16 protein-coding genes are annotated in these 16,850 nt (G+C 52.0%); 1 reads left to right on the top strand and 15 read right to left on the bottom strand.

The window, feature by feature from the left end:
• The 4 genes from AC3ISQ_RS00955 to AC3ISQ_RS00940 form a co-directional block, all read right to left on the bottom strand.
• The gene (locus tag AC3ISQ_RS00955) at positions 1–1,143 is read right to left on the bottom strand and encodes a glycosyltransferase family 4 protein (protein WP_489350138.1); all 1,143 of its coding nucleotides are present in this window, start codon (positions 1,141–1,143) and stop codon (positions 1–3) included.
• Complete coding sequence (locus tag AC3ISQ_RS00950; protein ID WP_489350137.1) at positions 1,143–2,387, bottom strand: glycosyltransferase family 4 protein; 1,245 nt, start codon at positions 2,385–2,387, stop codon at positions 1,143–1,145. The genes AC3ISQ_RS00955 and AC3ISQ_RS00950 overlap by 1 nt, the downstream gene beginning before the upstream one ends.
• The gene (locus AC3ISQ_RS00945) at positions 2,341–3,549 is read right to left on the bottom strand and encodes a glycosyltransferase family protein (RefSeq protein ID WP_489350136.1); all 1,209 of its coding nucleotides are present in this window, start codon (positions 3,547–3,549) and stop codon (positions 2,341–2,343) included. Before AC3ISQ_RS00945 ends, AC3ISQ_RS00950 begins: the two co-directional genes overlap by 47 nt.
• Positions 3,550–3,920: 371 nt before the next feature.
• Complete coding sequence (locus AC3ISQ_RS00940) at positions 3,921–4,766, bottom strand: carboxylate/amino acid/amine transporter (protein ID WP_489350135.1); 846 nt, start codon at positions 4,764–4,766, stop codon at positions 3,921–3,923.
• Between the two features lie 148 nt (positions 4,767–4,914).
• Here AC3ISQ_RS00940 and AC3ISQ_RS00935 point away from each other — a divergent pair, with 148 nt between their 5' ends.
• Positions 4,915–5,232: a hypothetical protein gene (locus AC3ISQ_RS00935; protein ID WP_489350134.1), complete on the top strand. Its 318-nt coding sequence runs from the start codon at positions 4,915–4,917 to the stop codon at positions 5,230–5,232.
• Here the strand turns inward: AC3ISQ_RS00935 and ugpQ are convergent, their stop codons facing one another.
• The 11 genes from ugpQ to AC3ISQ_RS00880 form a co-directional block, all read right to left on the bottom strand.
• Positions 5,233–5,970 (bottom strand): glycerophosphodiester phosphodiesterase, encoded by a 738-nt coding sequence (gene ugpQ / locus AC3ISQ_RS00930; RefSeq protein ID WP_489353081.1) that lies wholly within the window; start codon positions 5,968–5,970, stop codon positions 5,233–5,235.
• Positions 5,970–7,043 (bottom strand): sn-glycerol-3-phosphate import ATP-binding protein UgpC, encoded by a 1,074-nt coding sequence (locus tag AC3ISQ_RS00925; protein WP_489350133.1) that lies wholly within the window; start codon positions 7,041–7,043, stop codon positions 5,970–5,972. Before AC3ISQ_RS00925 ends, ugpQ begins: the two co-directional genes overlap by 1 nt.
• Positions 7,044–7,047: 4 nt before the next feature.
• Entirely contained in the window at positions 7,048–7,893 is an 846-nt protein-coding gene (gene ugpE, locus AC3ISQ_RS00920; RefSeq protein WP_489350132.1) for a sn-glycerol-3-phosphate ABC transporter permease UgpE, read from the bottom strand.
• Positions 7,890–8,777 (bottom strand): sn-glycerol-3-phosphate ABC transporter permease UgpA, encoded by an 888-nt coding sequence (gene ugpA / locus AC3ISQ_RS00915; protein ID WP_489350131.1) that lies wholly within the window; start codon positions 8,775–8,777, stop codon positions 7,890–7,892. Before ugpA ends, ugpE begins: the two co-directional genes overlap by 4 nt.
• Before the next feature lie 152 nt (positions 8,778–8,929).
• Positions 8,930–10,249 carry a sn-glycerol-3-phosphate ABC transporter substrate-binding protein UgpB gene (ugpB, locus tag AC3ISQ_RS00910; protein WP_489350130.1) on the bottom strand — a complete coding sequence of 440 codons (1,320 nt, stop codon included), beginning with the start codon at positions 10,247–10,249 and terminating at the stop codon, positions 8,930–8,932.
• A gap of 369 nt (positions 10,250–10,618) precedes the next feature.
• Positions 10,619–11,809, bottom strand: a complete 1,191-nt coding sequence (locus tag AC3ISQ_RS00905) for an aminotransferase-like domain-containing protein (protein ID WP_489350129.1) — start codon at positions 11,807–11,809, stop codon at positions 10,619–10,621.
• 43 nt (positions 11,810–11,852) lie between these two features.
• Positions 11,853–12,554: a high-affinity branched-chain amino acid ABC transporter ATP-binding protein LivF gene (gene livF, locus AC3ISQ_RS00900; RefSeq protein WP_489350128.1), complete on the bottom strand. Its 702-nt coding sequence runs from the start codon at positions 12,552–12,554 to the stop codon at positions 11,853–11,855.
• 4 nt (positions 12,555–12,558) lie between these two features.
• Positions 12,559–13,326, bottom strand: a complete 768-nt coding sequence (gene livG, locus AC3ISQ_RS00895) for a high-affinity branched-chain amino acid ABC transporter ATP-binding protein LivG (RefSeq protein ID WP_489350127.1) — start codon at positions 13,324–13,326, stop codon at positions 12,559–12,561.
• Complete coding sequence (locus tag AC3ISQ_RS00890; protein WP_489350126.1) at positions 13,323–14,606, bottom strand: high-affinity branched-chain amino acid ABC transporter permease LivM; 1,284 nt, start codon at positions 14,604–14,606, stop codon at positions 13,323–13,325. Before AC3ISQ_RS00890 ends, livG begins: the two co-directional genes overlap by 4 nt.
• On the bottom strand, positions 14,603–15,529 hold the full coding sequence (gene livH, locus AC3ISQ_RS00885; protein WP_489350125.1) for a high-affinity branched-chain amino acid ABC transporter permease LivH: 927 nt from the start codon (positions 15,527–15,529) through the stop codon (positions 14,603–14,605). Before livH ends, AC3ISQ_RS00890 begins: the two co-directional genes overlap by 4 nt.
• Positions 15,530–15,624: 95 nt before the next feature.
• Entirely contained in the window at positions 15,625–16,740 is a 1,116-nt protein-coding gene (locus AC3ISQ_RS00880; RefSeq protein ID WP_489350124.1) for a branched-chain amino acid ABC transporter substrate-binding protein, read from the bottom strand.
• Positions 16,741–16,850 lie beyond the last annotated feature (110 nt).

The following is a 16,850-nucleotide window of genomic DNA, read 5'->3' as shown; positions in this document are numbered from 1 at the left end:
TCACCCTCGTTGTGAATCGGCGGTTTGCATGGCTTGGAGCATTCTCTCCACCACTGCATCCCACGTCTGCCCTAACGCCCACTGCCGCGCCGCACTACCTAGCTGGTGGCGCAAAGTTGTAGAGCCCGCCAACAGTAACAATTGCTGAGCCAAGGCTTGGTGATCCCCTGGAGGAAATAGCAGCGCCGTTTTCTCGTGGACTAACACATCGCTAAGTTGTCCATAAGCACCCGCGACAATCGGTAGCCCAGCGGCAGCATATTCATAGACTTTAAGCGGAGAGAAATAGGGATCGGCTTCTGCGGTGTAGGGAGCCACTGCAATATCCATACATTGCAGTAGCGTCGGGATGCGGCTCGGGGCTACCGCTCCAGTAAATTCCACTCGTAGCCCCAATACCTCGGCTTGTTGGTGTAACACTTCAGCCTGTGGACCGTCGCCAACGACGCACAGTTGCCAGTCCGAACGACCAGCCAAAGCAACCGCGTTGAACAAGACTTCGACACCATGCCAGGGTTTAAGCGTACCGATAAAGCCGATCATCAGTGACGATGGTTGCTGGCGAGGAACAACTGGCTGGATGCGTTCGACATTCACACCATTAGGCAACATCAACACATTCGCTAAAGGTGCATGTTTTTTGACCCAATCAGCGACGGGTGTCGAGACAGAGATCACCACCGATGCAGCCTGAGCCGCTGTAGTGATGGTTGCCTTGGCACGATCCAGATGAACCAACTCACGATATTTGAGCTGTTCTTCCCATAACGGGGCGTTGACCTCTAACGCACACGGTATGTCATTCTCTTTGGCGTATAGCATGACGTCGGCACTAAACAGCGAGTAACGTTCAATAATCCAGTCCGGTCTCATCGCAGCCAGTGTTTTCACCATGTTGCGACTGGCATACCAAACAGCTTCCTCACGTTCTGCTGTGGTTAGTAAATCTTTTGCCAATGGGAAGGTATGTACCTTCACATCGGCCAAATCGGCAGGAACATCATCACCACGACGTACACAGAGAATTTCCACCTGATGCCCAGCACGGCGTAATGCTCGAATAACTTCTTGTACGTGGACACTGGCTCCTTTGGTACCGAACACCGGAATGCCGGGATCGGCACAAACGTAGGCAATATTCATCAAAAAGCCTCCTCTCGCATAACGTCGTTCTGCGCCTTTGCGAGCAAAGAAGCCTGCATAGCAGAATCAAAATTCTGTTCGATTAACGCTCGAGCTGCTACCGCCAGACGCTGGCACAACGCGGGATCCTGCGCCAAACGAGCCAGTGCGTTTGCCAAGGTTGCGGGATCGTGCTGCGGCACCATCAAACCGGTGACCTCATGTTGAATGACCTCCGGAATGCCAGTCACATCGGTTCCAATGCAAGGTATACCTAAGGCCATCGCTTCCAGCAAGACGGTAGGTAATCCGTCGGCGTTGCCGTCTTGCCCCACCACACAAGGTGCAGCGAATGCCGTCGCCTGTCGCAATAACGGGATCACTTCCTCTTGCGGCATCGCACCGCGCAATGTCACCTGTTGTTCCAAGCCATGCTCGCCTATCCGCACCTGCAAACGGTCGTGTTCAGCGCCGGTACCCACGATATCCAGATGGAAATCCATCCCCCCATCACGCAGCATTGCCGCCGCATCCACCAGATCGATAAAACCTTTTTTCTCGACCAAACGTCCAACGGCAACAAAACGAGGGCTCTTCTCCCCTCGATCCACTGGAGGTTGGAAGGTGAACGTATGCAAATTCAATCCGTTGTAAATACGATGTACACGAAAACCGTCAGTGGGCGCCTTGGAATTAAGCTGAGTGGCCAACCAGTTAGCGTTGTAATCACTGATCGCTACCACATGATGTGCCTGAGTAAACAGTTGCTTCAGATGATCGTGAGAAACAGATTCATGGAATAAATCTTTGGCATGAGCCGTTACCGAAAACGGTATCCACGCCAAACGAGCGGCCAACGCCGCGGTATCGGCAGATACCGTGGCAAAATGCGCATGTAAATGCGTGATCTGCCGTTCGCAGGCATACTGCGCAATCATAATGGCTTGCGCCGCCACATGATGTGGCACGGCAAGTAATGCCGGCAAATGCTGGCTCAAATGCGGTAACGTTGTCGTTACTTGACGCAACAACCGCCATAATTCAACAGCCGTTTCCGGACAAGGAACGTAGATTATTGGCGCTTGAACCTGCTTTAATACCGCGTGGGTTAGATCGTCTGTGGGTTGGCGCAGCGCGAAGATTTCCAGTTCCTCACCTGCCGCCTCACGCGCCAAAATTTCACTGGTAATAAATGTCTCGGACAACTTGGGATAAGTTTTAAGCACATACCCTGTGCGTGGTGTTACGGAATGTTGCGTCACCATAGGTTCCTTCCTTATTTTTTAACAATGAGATAGCTAATTTCGGGACTTGCTGTAGACCATCCAGATCTATTCCACGGCGCACAATACGTTGGCCGCAACACAGGGCAAACCAGTCACTAATACGTTGTGGACTCACATTTTCCAGCAGACACATATCGATCAGGCCGCAATCAGCCAGCTTTTGTGCGCGAATTTGTTGTTCTAGGCGCGGTATTTGCCGTGGGATCACCAGCGTCGGCGTCGTGGTTGCCAAGGCTTCGCAAATGGTGTTGTACCCGCCCATGGTTAGCAGCCCTGCCGCATAAGTAATACGCGTCGCGGCATGTTCTATAAACGGCACCACTTGTACTGAAGATTGAGTGACTGCCTGATGCAATTTATCCACATCAGCGGCAGGCATATCAGGGCCAGTACAGATAATGTGTTGATAGCCTTCAGGAATAGCGGCAGTAGCTGCCGCCATCGCCACGGGAAAACCATCAGAGCCCGCGCCAACAAAGGTCAATAGTTGACGACTCCAAAGTTGTTTTGTTTCTTCATCTGGCGCACCTTGAGTTCGGCGACCGTTAGCTAAATAACCGGTGAAATCTGAAATATTACGTAATTCGGCAGGCAATTCACCTGAGTCAAACGGTGAATGCACACGCGGATCGCTATATATCCAAAGGCGATCGTAATATTGCATCACTACAGGATTATTCCCGCTTTTATGCCATTGCTCTTGCGCTACTGATGGAGCATCAAGAATATCTCTAAGGCCTAGTACTTTTTGAGTATCTTTCAATTCATTTAATGCTGGCAATAACTCACCACATAACCCGGCCGGATGTTTATCTACAATAAGAATATCCGGCTGAAACGCCTTTAATGTGCTAGATAAAATACTCGATCGCATTTCGACCAGTTCATCTAACGGCATTGAGAGTTGCCGAGATTTATACTGCCCCCCGACCTTTTTGTATCCCGGCAAGACCAGCAAATCCCAATTTTCTGGCCGACTTAAACGACCCGCCTGATGATTGCCCGAAATAATGATACCCGTTACAGGGCGTTGTAGGCCGGTATTCAAGCTGTATGACAGCGCAAGATTTCTACGTAGATGTCCTAGCCCGACTGCATCGTGTGAATACAATGCAATACGAATGGGCTTTTCAGTGTTCATAAATTCCCTTTAGGTAAATAATCTTATGGCTTATATAGAAAAATGACCGTTGTCACATATCAAAAAATAAAAGTAAAAAGGCAAATTATATAAAAAATTAATAATATCTATTTTTATAATATTTTTAGCAAGATAATAACAAACCGTTATATAATAAAAATACTTTTCAGGGAGTAGATGAACATAAACTTCTTAAGGATTTCTTAAGGTGTTTTTAAATGAGGCCATTTAAGAATCTAACGAGAAAAATATAACTCATGAGAATAATTCTATACGTCATATTATTTAATAAATAATCTGTGAAGTGGTTGTTCTTATTACATCTTGATTGCCCCAAGAGGGGCAAAATAAAAACCGACAATTAAATGGCGTTATCTGACCCAACGCCGATGCACCCACAACGAGGCGACAATCACTGCCGCACCGACGATAAAACTCGGCCAGTGCGGCTGCTGATGCCAGATAGCCAAATTAACCAGCAACCCGGCGGGAACGTGCATATTGTTCATGATGCCTAGCGTACCAGCATCCACCTGCGTTGCGCCGTAGTTCCACATGAAATAACCGAGCCCGGAAGCTACCACGCCCAGCCACACCAGAATGCCCCATTGCAGATTGGTCGTCGGCAACTGTTGTGGATTACCCCACAGACACCACGCAATCACCGCGACCACCAGTGCCCCTAAATAGAACCACGAAAATGCGGTGTGTTGCGGCAACGGATGCACTTCCATCAAACGTTTGTAGCCCACCATGCCGATGGCAAAACTGATATTCGCCGCTTGTACCAACAATAGTCCCCACCAGAAGTGCTCACTCAGTTGGTGATAGCGGATAATCGCCGCCCCCGCTACCGCGAGTAATGCGCTGAATACATAACCCCAACGCAAACCTCGTCTACTGACTAAATCGTAGATCAATGTGATGTATAACGGTGTTAGCACGGTAAATAGCAGGAATTCCTGTACCGTCAAATACATATAGGCGCGGAAGCTGAGCAGGTACATGATGCCTAACTGGAAAGCGCCCACGATCATATACATCAAGATGACGCGCAGTTTGATATTGCGCCAACGCAAGAATGGCAGAAATACCAGCGCTGCAAGGCCAACGCGCATCAGCACCGAGAACCAACTATCGACCTGACCCGCCAAATATTCGCCAATCAGGCTAAAAGAAAACGCCCACAAAATGGTGGTAATAACCAATAAAAACACGGCAGATTCGCTCTAATGGATCACAAAAGGCGATTGTAACGGAAGCGGAAGAGTAGCGGAGCAGAAAGATAGTTTACATCTGAGCAAAAATTAATCTTTCGATGATTGCGCAGTATTACGTTAAAATGAGTAGAAAGGAGGACGAGTGATGAAACGCTATTGGTTTACCTTACTGCTATTACCGTGCTTGGCGATGGCGGAAAACGGCGTAACGCCGTTAAGTTCACAGCAACAAATGCTGAACCAGCGTAATCAACAGATGCAACAGCAGCGGATGTTGAATAATCAGCAAATGGATCAGCGCCGTTTGCAACAACAGCGCCAGTTCGATAACAACCAGCAAAAACTCCAGCAGAACAGTCAGTTACTGCCGAATAACGATCAGTTGCTACTGAATAACAATCAACCACGTAATCCGTTTGATCGCACTACGCCAGCAGTACAACCAGTACCTACGGTGAAATGATCAAAAATCTGCGCCGATCGCGTCGATCCGGTCGGTGCAGATACAATCCACACCCCAATCCAGCAATAAACGCGCCCTCTTCGGGTTGTTAACGGTATACACCAAAATGCGCAAACCCGCATCTTTCAGCATTTTCACTCGTTCAGCAGTTAATTGTTGATGCGCGATATGCAAAGACACACAGCCAAGTCGTTCGGTCAGCGCCTGCCAGTTATCGTCCCACTCTTCCAGTAACAAACCCCGTGGCAGTTCCGGCACGGCGGTTTGTGCCGCAGCCAAGGCTTCTAGCGAGAACGAAGACAATAGCGGAGCCGTCTGCCCTTGCCACAGTTGCCGAGCGGCTAACGCCACCACACGCCCCGTTTCCGCTTCAGCGCCAGTAGTGGGTTTTATTTCGATATTCGCCATCAACCCATGTTGCTGGCAACGTTGCGCCACGGCTGACAGCAACGGCAAACGTTCACCTTTAAATGCCGCGCTGTACCAGTTTCCGGCATCCAACTGTACCAATTTGTCCCACGGCAGTTCACCCGCCACACCCCAACCGTTGCTGGTGCGATCAAGAGTGTCGTCATGCAGCAGAAACACCTGCCCGTCTTGCGTTAGCTTGGCATCGAACTCAATCATTTTATGGCCGTGCTGCGCACCAACGTCGATCGCCGCTAGAGTATTTTCAGGCGCGAGAGAACCGCCACCGCGATGGGCAACAATATGAGGGTAAGGCCAAACTGTGGTCATCATTCCATCCGTAATCCGCTATCGGTATCAAAAAAGTGCAATGCCTGTGCAGGCAGTTGCAAATATAGCGTGCTGCCCGCAGTTGGCATAGTTTCATGCGACAGTCGCGCAATCACACCGTGGGCACCCCACTGCCCGTGCGCCAAGTTATCCGCGCCCAATAACTCCAGCGTTTGCAGTACCAAGGGGACGCCCCCCTGTTCAGCGCCGGTCAGTTGAATATGCTCTGGACGGATACCGAGGGTCAACTGGCGACCACCCCATTGCGCTTGCGGCTGCGGTAAATTCAATGTCATGCCGTCCGCTAACTGCAGTTGGTTGCCGTCGGCACTCAACGTACCGGGCAACAAGTTCATCGCTGGTGAACCAATAAAGCTGGCGACAAACAACGACGCCGGGCGTTGGTAAACCTCACTCGGGGTGCCAATCTGTTCTGCTACGCCCTTGTTCATCACAATCACCCGCTGCGCCAGCGTCATCGCTTCCACCTGATCGTGCGTCACGTACAGGCTGGTGGTTTTCAAACGTCGGTGCAGTTGCTGTAATTCCAAGCGCATTTGCACGCGTAGCTTGGCGTCCAGGTTGGACAGCGGCTCATCAAACAGGAATACCGCCGGTTCACGCACGATGGCACGCCCCATCGCCACCCGCTGACGCTGACCACCGGACAACTCGCGTGGCTTGCGCTGTAGCAACGGCTCCAGTTCTAAAATACGTGCCGCTTCTGCGACCCGTTGTTGGATATGCTGTTTGCCAAAGCCACGAATTTTCAGGCCATAGGCCATGTTGTCATACACGCTCATATGCGGATACAACGCATAGTTTTGGAATACCATCGCGATACCGCGATCTTTTGGCTCCATCTCAGTGACACGCTGGCTATCGATATAAATATCGCCGCTGGTGGTACGTTCCAGCCCGGCGACCATACGCAACAGCGTCGATTTACCGCAGCCGGACGGGCCGACCATCACAATAAATTCACCATCCGCCACGTCGAGATCGATCTGCTTAATCACTGGCGTTTTACCGTCGTAGGATTTGGTGACTGCCTGTAGTTTTAAACCTGCCATTTCATTACTTCTCGCTATCAACCAAACCGCGCACAAACCAGCGCTGCATCAGAAGAACCACCGCCAGCGGTGGGATTAAGGTCAGAATCATCGCTGCCATCACTTGATTCCATTGGGTCGGCGCACCGGAGGTGGAGATCATGCTTTTGATACCCGCCACCGCAGTGCCCATTGAGGCATCGCTGGTGATCAGGATCGGCCACAGATACTGATTCCAACCGTAGATAAAGGTGATGACAAACAGTGCCGCCAGATTAGTCTTTGATAGTGGTAGCACGATGTCCCAGAAGAAACGCATCGGGCCAGCACCATCAATGCGCGCCGCTTCCAGCAGTTCGTCCGGCAATGTCATAAAGAACTGGCGTAGCAGGAAGGTGGCGGTCGCCGAAGCCATCAACGGCAGCGTCAGGCCGGTGTAGCTATCCAGCAGGTTGAGATTGGAGATCACCTCCACTGTCGGGAAAATACGGACTTCCACCGGTAGCATCAAGGTGAGGAAAATCAACCAGAAAAACAGGCTGCGCAGCGGAAAACGGAAATAAACGATGGCATAGGCTGATAATACCGACACCACGATTTTGCCGAAGGTGATAGCCAGCGCCATGATAACGCTGTTCAGCAGCAACAGCGAAAACGGCACCTTGAGGTTACCCACGCCACCCTGCCAGATATTGCTGATATTTTCCCACAGATGGCCGCCCGGGATCAGGCTCATCGGCACTTGGAATACCTGTTGGTCATCCAGCGTAGCGGCGACAAAGGCCACGTACAGCGGGAACAGCACCACCAGCACGCCAATAATCAGCATGAGATGGCTGAAGATATCCAACCCGCGTCGATTCTCAATCATTGGTAGCGCACCTTACGTTCGACAAAACGGAACTGGATCACTGTCAGGCCAATCACCAGCAACATCAGGATCACCGACTGCGCCGCAGAACTGGACAGATCCAGACCGGCAAAACCTTCGCGGTAGATCTTGTAGATTAGCGTGGTGGTGGACTGCACTGGCCCGCCGCCGGTCGCGGCATCGATCACCGGGAAAGTATCGAAGAAGGCGTACACCAGATTCACCACTAGCAGGAAGAAGCTCACTGGCGTGATCAACGGCAACACCAGATTGAAAAAACGCCGCACCGGGCCAGCACCGTCGATAGCCGCCGCTTCGACCAACGAACGTGGAATTGACTGTAACGCCGCGAGGAAAAACAGGAAGTTATAGCTGATTTGCTGCCATACAGAAGCCAACACCACCAAGAACATCGCCTGCCCGCTGTTCTGCGCGTGGTTCCAGTTATAGCCCAGTCCGCTGAGGAAATGGGTAATCAGCCCGAGACCGGGGTTGAATAGAAAGATCCACAACACCGCCGCCACCGCAGGAGCCACGGCATAAGGCAGAATCATCAAAGTCTGATAAATCCGACTGCCACGCAGCACATAATCCACCAGCGCGGCGAAGAACAGCGACACCACCAGCCCGATACCCGCCACCAAGAAGCTGAAAATCAGCGTGGTGTAGAACGAATCAAGGTAGTAGGGATCTTGGAACAGTTGGGTAAAGTTATCTAACCCGACAAACTGGCTAGACAAGCCGAATGGATCAAGACTCTGCACCGAATACCACAGCGCCTCGCCAGCAGGCCACAGGAAGAATATTGCGGTGATCAACAGTTGCGGCAGCACCAGAACATAGGGCAACCAGCTACAGCCGAAACCGGGACGATGTGAGCTCATAATCAAAGACTCATGAAGGCAAAAGACGGGCAATGCGAAACGAGATGTCGCGAGCAAAGCCAGTCTGGGTACGGACAGCGCACAGCTCACTCAGTCCATGAGGAGAGCGAGCACTGCCCAGTCCCAGAATAGCGAAGCGCAGTAGCCGTGACTTATTTCGTCGAGGATTCGAAACGGCGCAGCAACACGTCACCACGCTGCACGGCAGCATCCAGCGCCTGTTGGGGGGTTTTCTTGCCAGTCCACACGCTTTCCAATTCTTCATCCACCACGGTGCGGATCTGCGGCATGTTACCCAGACGTAGACCCTTGGTGAACGGCAACGGCGGCTTGTTCAGCATCTGACGTGTAGCAACATCCGCCCCCGGATTCTTGTCATAGAAGCCTTGTTGCTTGGTCAGATTGTATGCGGTAGTGGTGATAGGCAAATAACCAGTTTTCTGGTGCCATTCGGCAGCGATTTCCGGCTGTGCCAGATACTGCAAGAACTCGGCCACACCCTTGTAGGTAGCGGCATCTTTGCCGTTCATCACCCACAGACTGGCACCGCCGATAATGGCGTTTTGTGGCGCATTTTTAGCCTTGGCGTCATAGGGCATCATGCCAACACCAAAGTTGAATTTGGCGTACTGTTTGATATCCGCCAACGAGCCAGAAGAGGCGGTCGTGATCGCGCAATCACCGTTATAGAACTTCTCGGTAGATTCGTCTTTACGACCAAAGTAGGTGAAATCACCCTTCTTACCCATGTCTGCCAGCAACTGAATATGTTGAACTTGTAGCGGTTGGTTAAACTCCAGTTTGGCATTTGTGCCGCCAAATCCGTTGTTCTCACTGGCGAACGGCACACCGTTCCAAGCGCTGAAGTTCTCAAGCTGGATCCAGCCCTGCCAGCCACTGGCGTAGCCACACTTCATCCCCGCTTCACGTAGTTTAGCGGCGTCCGTCGCCAGTTCCTGCCACGTTTTTGGCGGTTGGTCCGGGTTCAGACCGGCTTTTTTGAACGCATCTTTGTTGTAATACAGCACCGGGGTGGAGCTGTTGAATGGCTGGGATAGCAGACGTCCACTCTTATTGTCGGTGTAGTAGCCGGCCACCGCATCCACGAATACCGACTCGTCAAAGTTGATGCCAGCGTCTTTAAACACTTCGTATACCGGCTTAATCGCCTTACTGGCCATCATGGTTGCCGTGCCCACTTCGTACACTTGCAAGATCGCGGGGGCTTTACCGGAGCGGTAAGCCGCAATGCCCGCTGCCAGACTTTGTTCGTAGTTGCCTTTATAAACTGGAACGATTTTTACGTCGGTTTGTGACTGGTTAAAACGATTCGCTAGGGAATCGACTTCTTTACCCAGTTCGCCTTCCATCGAATGCCAGAACGGGATCTCGGTCACTGCCAGTGCTTGAGTGCTGACCATGAGGGTCAACGCAACGCACAATGTCGTTTTGCGAATAACGTAGGTGAGCATGCCTAACTCCTGAAAAAAGCTGGTGTAATAAACGCGTGAGCGAAAATTCGGAACTTGTCCCCTAAAGCTTTCAAGATGCAGCTAGGCGGCAACCGAACGACAAATTGGTCGTCAGACTGATTTGAACAGCGCTTGCGCTGGCCCGTAGGGTGAGCCTCGGCTCATAATCCTCAGGAGCTTACTCAAGTAAGTGACTGGGGTGAGTAAGGGCAGCCAACAACGCTGCAGCTTGAAAGATGACGGGGAATAACATGCCATGCGCGGATGACAGAATAATAACCGTCAGATGACAGTCATATGATAGGAGGGTGAAGCATAGATTGCGGTTTGATGTCGGTGGCGGAGCAAAACACTCCGCCACCGAAGGTATTACAACGAGCGACGCAGGCGAGCGACCGCTTCTTGCATTTGCTGTTCGGTCGCGGTGGCGAACGACAGACGGAAGGTAGAACGGTCTGGCTTATCGGAGAAGAAATATTCTCCCGGCACAAACACTACGCCGTTTTCCAAGGTAGTTTTCAACCAAGCCGTCGCATCAAATTGTTCATCACGGAAACGCGCCCACAGGAACATCCCGCCCTTCGGCATATCGAAGCTGATCACGTCACTCAGCTCTTTTTCCACCAGCCCGGCTAACAGCTCACCTTTATGTTGGTACGCCGCCCGGATCTTGTCGATCTGCCCCGGCAGACGATCCAAACCGAGGTAACATTCAACGATACTTTGCGACAACGCACTGGCGTGAAGATCCGCGGCCTGCTTGATGATCGCCACTTTATGCAGCAACACCGGCGGCAAGATTGCCCAACCTAAACGTAGACCCGGCGCCAAAATCTTGGAGAAAGTCGAGGTATAGATGATGTTATCGGTATGACCCAACACCTGCTGGGAGACTTGATACAGGGTGCTGTTGCGCTCGTCGGTGAAACGCAGTTCGCCGTATGGATCATCTTCAATAATCAGGAAGTTGTGCTGCTCTGCCAGTTTGACTAATAGCTCACGACGTGGCGCACTCAGCGTTAGGCCGCTTGGGTTACCGAAGTTCGGCACCACATACACGCCTTTGATTTTCTGTGTTTTCAGCAGCTCGGCGAGCTCTTCGACCACCATGCCATCGCTGTCAGAAGACACCGACATGATGTTGGCTTCTGCCAATTCCAGCGTTTGCAGCGCCGCCAGATAGGTCGGGCGTTCCACCACAAACACATCACCCGGGTTCACGATGGCGCGCATCACCAGATCCAACGCCTGCTGCGAACCGGCAGTGACCATCACGTCTTCGGCTGTCGCAGTAACACCGCGCTCTTTGCACAACTCGCAAATGCGCTCACGCAGCACGTAACTACCTTCAGTCAAACCATACTGGAAAGCACTCTTCGGCTGTTCGGTGATCGCCTGGTGGGTAGCCATGCTCAAACCTTCAAAATCGAACAGCGCATCAGAGGGAATACCGCCTGCCAGCGAAATCACATGCTCCATTTTGCTGTGTTTCAGCAACTCGCGGATGGCCGAACTTTTGACATTAACGATGCGTTGCGCGAGGAGTCCTTCAGTCTTCATTTCTTGCTCTCATTCTTGATTATTTTTCATTCTCAGGAGCAGATCATCCACCTAAGTAGGCGGAGCGTACTGCTTCGTTTGCTAACAATGCGGCTCCCGTATCTTCCAACACCACGCGACCATTTTCCAGCACATAACCACGATCCGCCAATTTCAGCGCTTGGTTAGCGTTTTGCTCGACCAAGAAGATGGTCATGCCCTCTTCTCGCAGTTGCTGAATAATGTCGAAAATCTGCTGGATAATGATCGGCGCAAGGCCAAGCGAAGGCTCATCAAGCAATAACAGTTTCGGCTGGCTCATCAATGCACGACCAATCGCCAGCATCTGTTGCTCACCACCGGACATAGTGCCAGAACGCTGATTGCGGCGTTCCAGTAGACGTGGGAACAGGTGGAACACACGATCGATACGTTGCTGATATTGCTGACGATCGGCAAAAAAACCGCCCATCGCCAGATTCTCTTCCACCGTCATGCGCGAGAACACCCGCCGACCTTCAGGGACGATCGCCACCGCTTCACGCATGATGCGCGAAGTTTGCCATTGGGTAATGTCGTTATCGAGGAAAGTGATCGAACCTTCGCTCGCACGCGGCTCACCGCACAACGTGCCGAGCAGTGTAGTTTTACCGGCACCGTTAGCACCGATCAGGGTGACGATTTCCCCCTGTTTAATGTTCAGGCTGACCTGATGCAGCGCCTGAATTTTGCCGTAATGGGCGGATACCTGATTAAATGACAACATATTTTTATTCGCCCAGATAGGCCCGGATCACATCCGGGTTATTGCGGATTTCTGCCGGTTTGCCTTGCGCCAACGGCGTTCCCTGATTCACCACGTAAATACGGTCGGAAATCCCCATCACCAATTTCATATCGTGTTCGATCAACAGCACCGAAACCTGATGTTGGTTACGCAGTTCGACAATTAGCTGATCCAGTTCGTCGGTTTCTTTCGGGTTCAGTCCGGCCGCCGGTTCGTCTAACATCAACAGTTCCGGGCGCGTCACCATGCAACGTGCAATTTCCAACCGACGCTGCTGACCGTAAGCCAGATTACCCGCCGAACGGTTAGCCATTTCCAACAAGCCGACGCGTTCCAGCCAAACGGCAGCCCGGTCGAGCGCATCCGCTTCGGCACGGCGGAAAGCCGGGGTTTTCAGCAAACCGGCAAACAGACCGCTTTTCAAATGTTGATGCTGTGCCACCAGCAGGTTCTCAATTACTGTCATTTCACGGAACAGACGCACATGTTGGAAAGTTCGCACCACGCCCATACGCGCGATAGTCTGGCCGGATAATCCTTCCAAATGGCGATCGCGCAGTTTGATGGTGCCGCTGGTCGGGCGATAAAAACCAGTCAGGCAGTTAAATACCGTGGTTTTCCCCGCACCGTTTGGTCCGATCAATGAAACGATTTCACCTTGATGCAGTTCCAACGCCACGTTGTTGACCGCCAACAGGCCGCCAAAACGCATCGACAATCCTTCTACCGCCAGTAAAGGTTGAGCACTCATGCTTGTTCTCCTTTACCCACGTGAATATCTGCCGCTTTCAGCTTAAGTTGTGGACGCTTCATCGGCAGCAGACCTTGTGGCCGCCAAATCATCATTAATACCATTAATGCACCCAGCACCAACATGCTGTATTCGTTCAGGTCACGCATCAACTCACGGGAAACCACCAGTAAGATAGCGGCCAGGATCACGGCGAACTGCGAACCCATGCCGCCGAGCACCACAATCGCTAGCACGAACGCGGATTCAACGAAGGTGAAAGATTCTGGGCTGACAAACCCTTGGCGTGCAGCAAACAACGTGCCGGCAAAACCAGCGAACGCAGCGCTGATGGTGAAAGCGGTCAGTTTGATTTTGGTTGGGCTCAAGCCCAGAGAGCGGCAGGCGATTTCATCTTCGCGCAGTGCTTCCCAAGCGCGCCCTAACGGCATACGCAACAGACGGTTGATGACGAACAGCGTCAGCACCACCAGCAACAGCACCACCAGATACAGGAAGATAATGCGGTCACCCGGATCGTATTGCAGGCCGAAGAAATTGTGGAAGGTATCCCAACCGCCATCGCGCGCACTGCGACTGAATTCCAAACCAAAGAGAGTCGGTTTAGGGATTTGGCTGATACCGTTTGGCCCGCCGGTAATTTCGGTGTTGTTTAACAGTAAGATACGGACGATTTCGCCAAAACCGAGCGTCACGATCGCCAGATAGTCACCACGTAAGCGCAGCACCGGGAAACCCAGCAGGAAACCGAAAGCGGCGGTGACAATCCCCGCCAGCGGTAGGCTTTCCCAGAAGCCTAGGCCGTAATAGTGATTCAGCAAGGCGTAGGTATAGGCGCCGATGGCGTAAAAACCGCCGTAACCCAGCACCAACAGACCGGAAAGCCCAACCACCACGTTCAAGCCGAGGCCGAGCATCACGTAGATTAGCGTCAGAGTGGCGATATCCACCGTGCCGCGAGACACCAGAAACGGCCAAGCCACGGCAGCGATAATAATCAACGCCGCCAACAATTTTTGACGCAACGTGGTGCCATCAAAACTGGGTAATACCAACGACGGGCCGGAAATTTTTTTCAGCCCGTACTGCATCAATGGACGTAGTAACTGGAAGAAAAACACCACCACGCAGCCGATACCAATCCACATCCAGCGAACCTCCGCCGCACCGTGAACCACCAACTTGGTGCCATCCAGACTCAGTTGCATCCCCATCAGGAACGAGGCCATCACAAACAACACTACCGTGGCAATAACGGCATTAAGCAGGTCGAGTTTCATACTTTCTCAACCTCCGGGCGCCCAAGAATACCGGTTGGCATCACCAACAGCACCACAATCAACAATGCGAAGGAAACCACGTCTTTGTATTCGGTACTCAAATAAGCCGAGGTCAACGCCTCGGCAATGCCAAGCACCAAACCACCGATCATCGCGCCAGGAATACTGCCAATGCCGCCAAGTACCGCGGCGGTGAAGGCTTTCATGCCCGCCATAAAGCCGATATACGGGTTGATCACACCGTAGAACTGGCCGAGTAACACCCCCGCCACTGCGGCCATCACTGCGCCAATAACGAAGGTCAACGAGATCACACGATCGGTGTTAATGCCCAGCAAGCTGGCCATTTTCAAATCTTCTGCGCAGGCGCGGCAAGCTCGCCCCATGCGGGAATAACGAATAAACAGCGTCAGTGCCAGCATCGCCAAGAAAGTCACTACCCAGATGATCAACTGCATACTGCTGATGGTGGCGGCAAAGCCGTTGCTTTCACCCAGCGTCCACTGACCGGTAACAAGGCTCGGCAAGGCCAAATCGCGCGAACCTTGAGTCAGGCTGACGTAGTTTTGTAAGAAGATCGACATCCCGATGGCGGAGATCAGCGCGATCAAACGTTTAGAATGTCGTACCGGTTTGTAGGCCACCCGTTCGATACTCCAACCGTAGGCGCTGGCGATCACTATCGAGACGAGGAAGGCGCAACCGATCAGCAACCAGCCGACGTCGATACCCATCATCATTAACGCTGCGATCACGATAAACGAGACGTAGCTACCGATCATATACACCTCGCCATGGGCGAAGTTGATCATGCCGATGATGCCATAAACCATGGTGTAACCGATGGCGATCAATGCATAGGTGCTGCCCAACGTCACACCGTTGAACATCTGCTGCAGAAAATAGAGAAACTGCTCTGACATACCCTAACCCTTGGTTAAGTTTTGCAAACACCTGAACCACGCAAAAAATTCAGGTAAAAGGGCAAGGAATTTTCCCCTGCCCTAATAATTATGGCTTATTTAATTGGAGTTGAAGTTCCGTCGGCATGCCAAGTAAATACACCGAACTCGAACCCTTTCAGATCGCCTTTCTCATCCCAGCTCAGTGGCCCCATAACAGTTTCTACTGGCTTACCTTCTTTCAGGTCTTTAACGATGTCGGCGGGCTCTTGGCTGCCGCTACGCTCCATCCCAGTGACCAGAGATTGCAGTGCCGCGTAAGTGGTCCACACGAACGGCCCGGTTGGGTCCAGTTTCTTGGCTTTCAGGGCATCAACAATCGGTTGGTTAGCTGGCACTTGGTCGTAACGCTTCGGCAGCGTCACCAACATGCCTTCAGAAGCCGCACCAGCAATGTTCGACAGCGAAGAGTTACCCACGCCTTCCGGCCCCATGAATTTGGTTGTCAGGCCAGCCTGTTTGGCTTGACGCAGGATCTGCCCCATTTCCGGGTAGTAACCGCCAAAGTAAACGAAATCGACGTTCTCTTTCTTCAGACGCGCCACCAAGGTGGAGAAATCTTTATCACCAGCGGTGATACCTTCAAACATCACAACATCAGTGCCCTGTTTTTTCAGGCTGTCGCGAACAGAACGTGCCAAACCTTCACCGTACTGTTGTTTGTCGTGCACCACGGCAATGCGCTTCGGTTTGATCTCTTCGAGGATATATTTAGCCGCCGTTGGCCCTTGATCGGAATCTAGGCCAGTGGTGCGCATAATCATTTTGTAACCACGAGTGGTCAGATCGGCGTTGGTTGCCGCCGGGGTAATCATGATCACACCTTCGTCTTCATAAATATCGGAAGCCGGCTGAGTGGATGAAGAGCACAGGTGACCGATCACGTAACGGATACCGTCGTTGATCACTTTGTTGGCGACCGCTACCGCTTGTTTCGGGTCACAGGCATCGTCGTATTCCACACCAACCAGTTTGTCACCTTTGATGCCGCCCTTGGCGTTGATATCGGCAATCGCCTGTTTCGCGCCGGTAAACTCCATATCGCCATACTGCGCCACCGGGCCAGACATCGCCCCGACGATCGCCACTTTAATGTCTTTTGCCATTGCGCTATGGCCAATTGCCATCGCGATACAACCAGCCAGCAGTGCTTTACCCGTTGTGAATTTCATCCGTCTAACCCCTATCTGTCGTTGTGTACGTGCTGTTGTGTTTGCCTAACCTAACCGTTAGTTACCGTTTTTATTCATAAGTAATAATGATTTAGGTGTTATTACGGCAA

The organism is Serratia sp. KH_031 (assembly GCF_057839655.1).
Note: the sequence above shows the minus strand (reverse complement) of the source record. Positions and strands in the feature narration are given on the sequence as shown.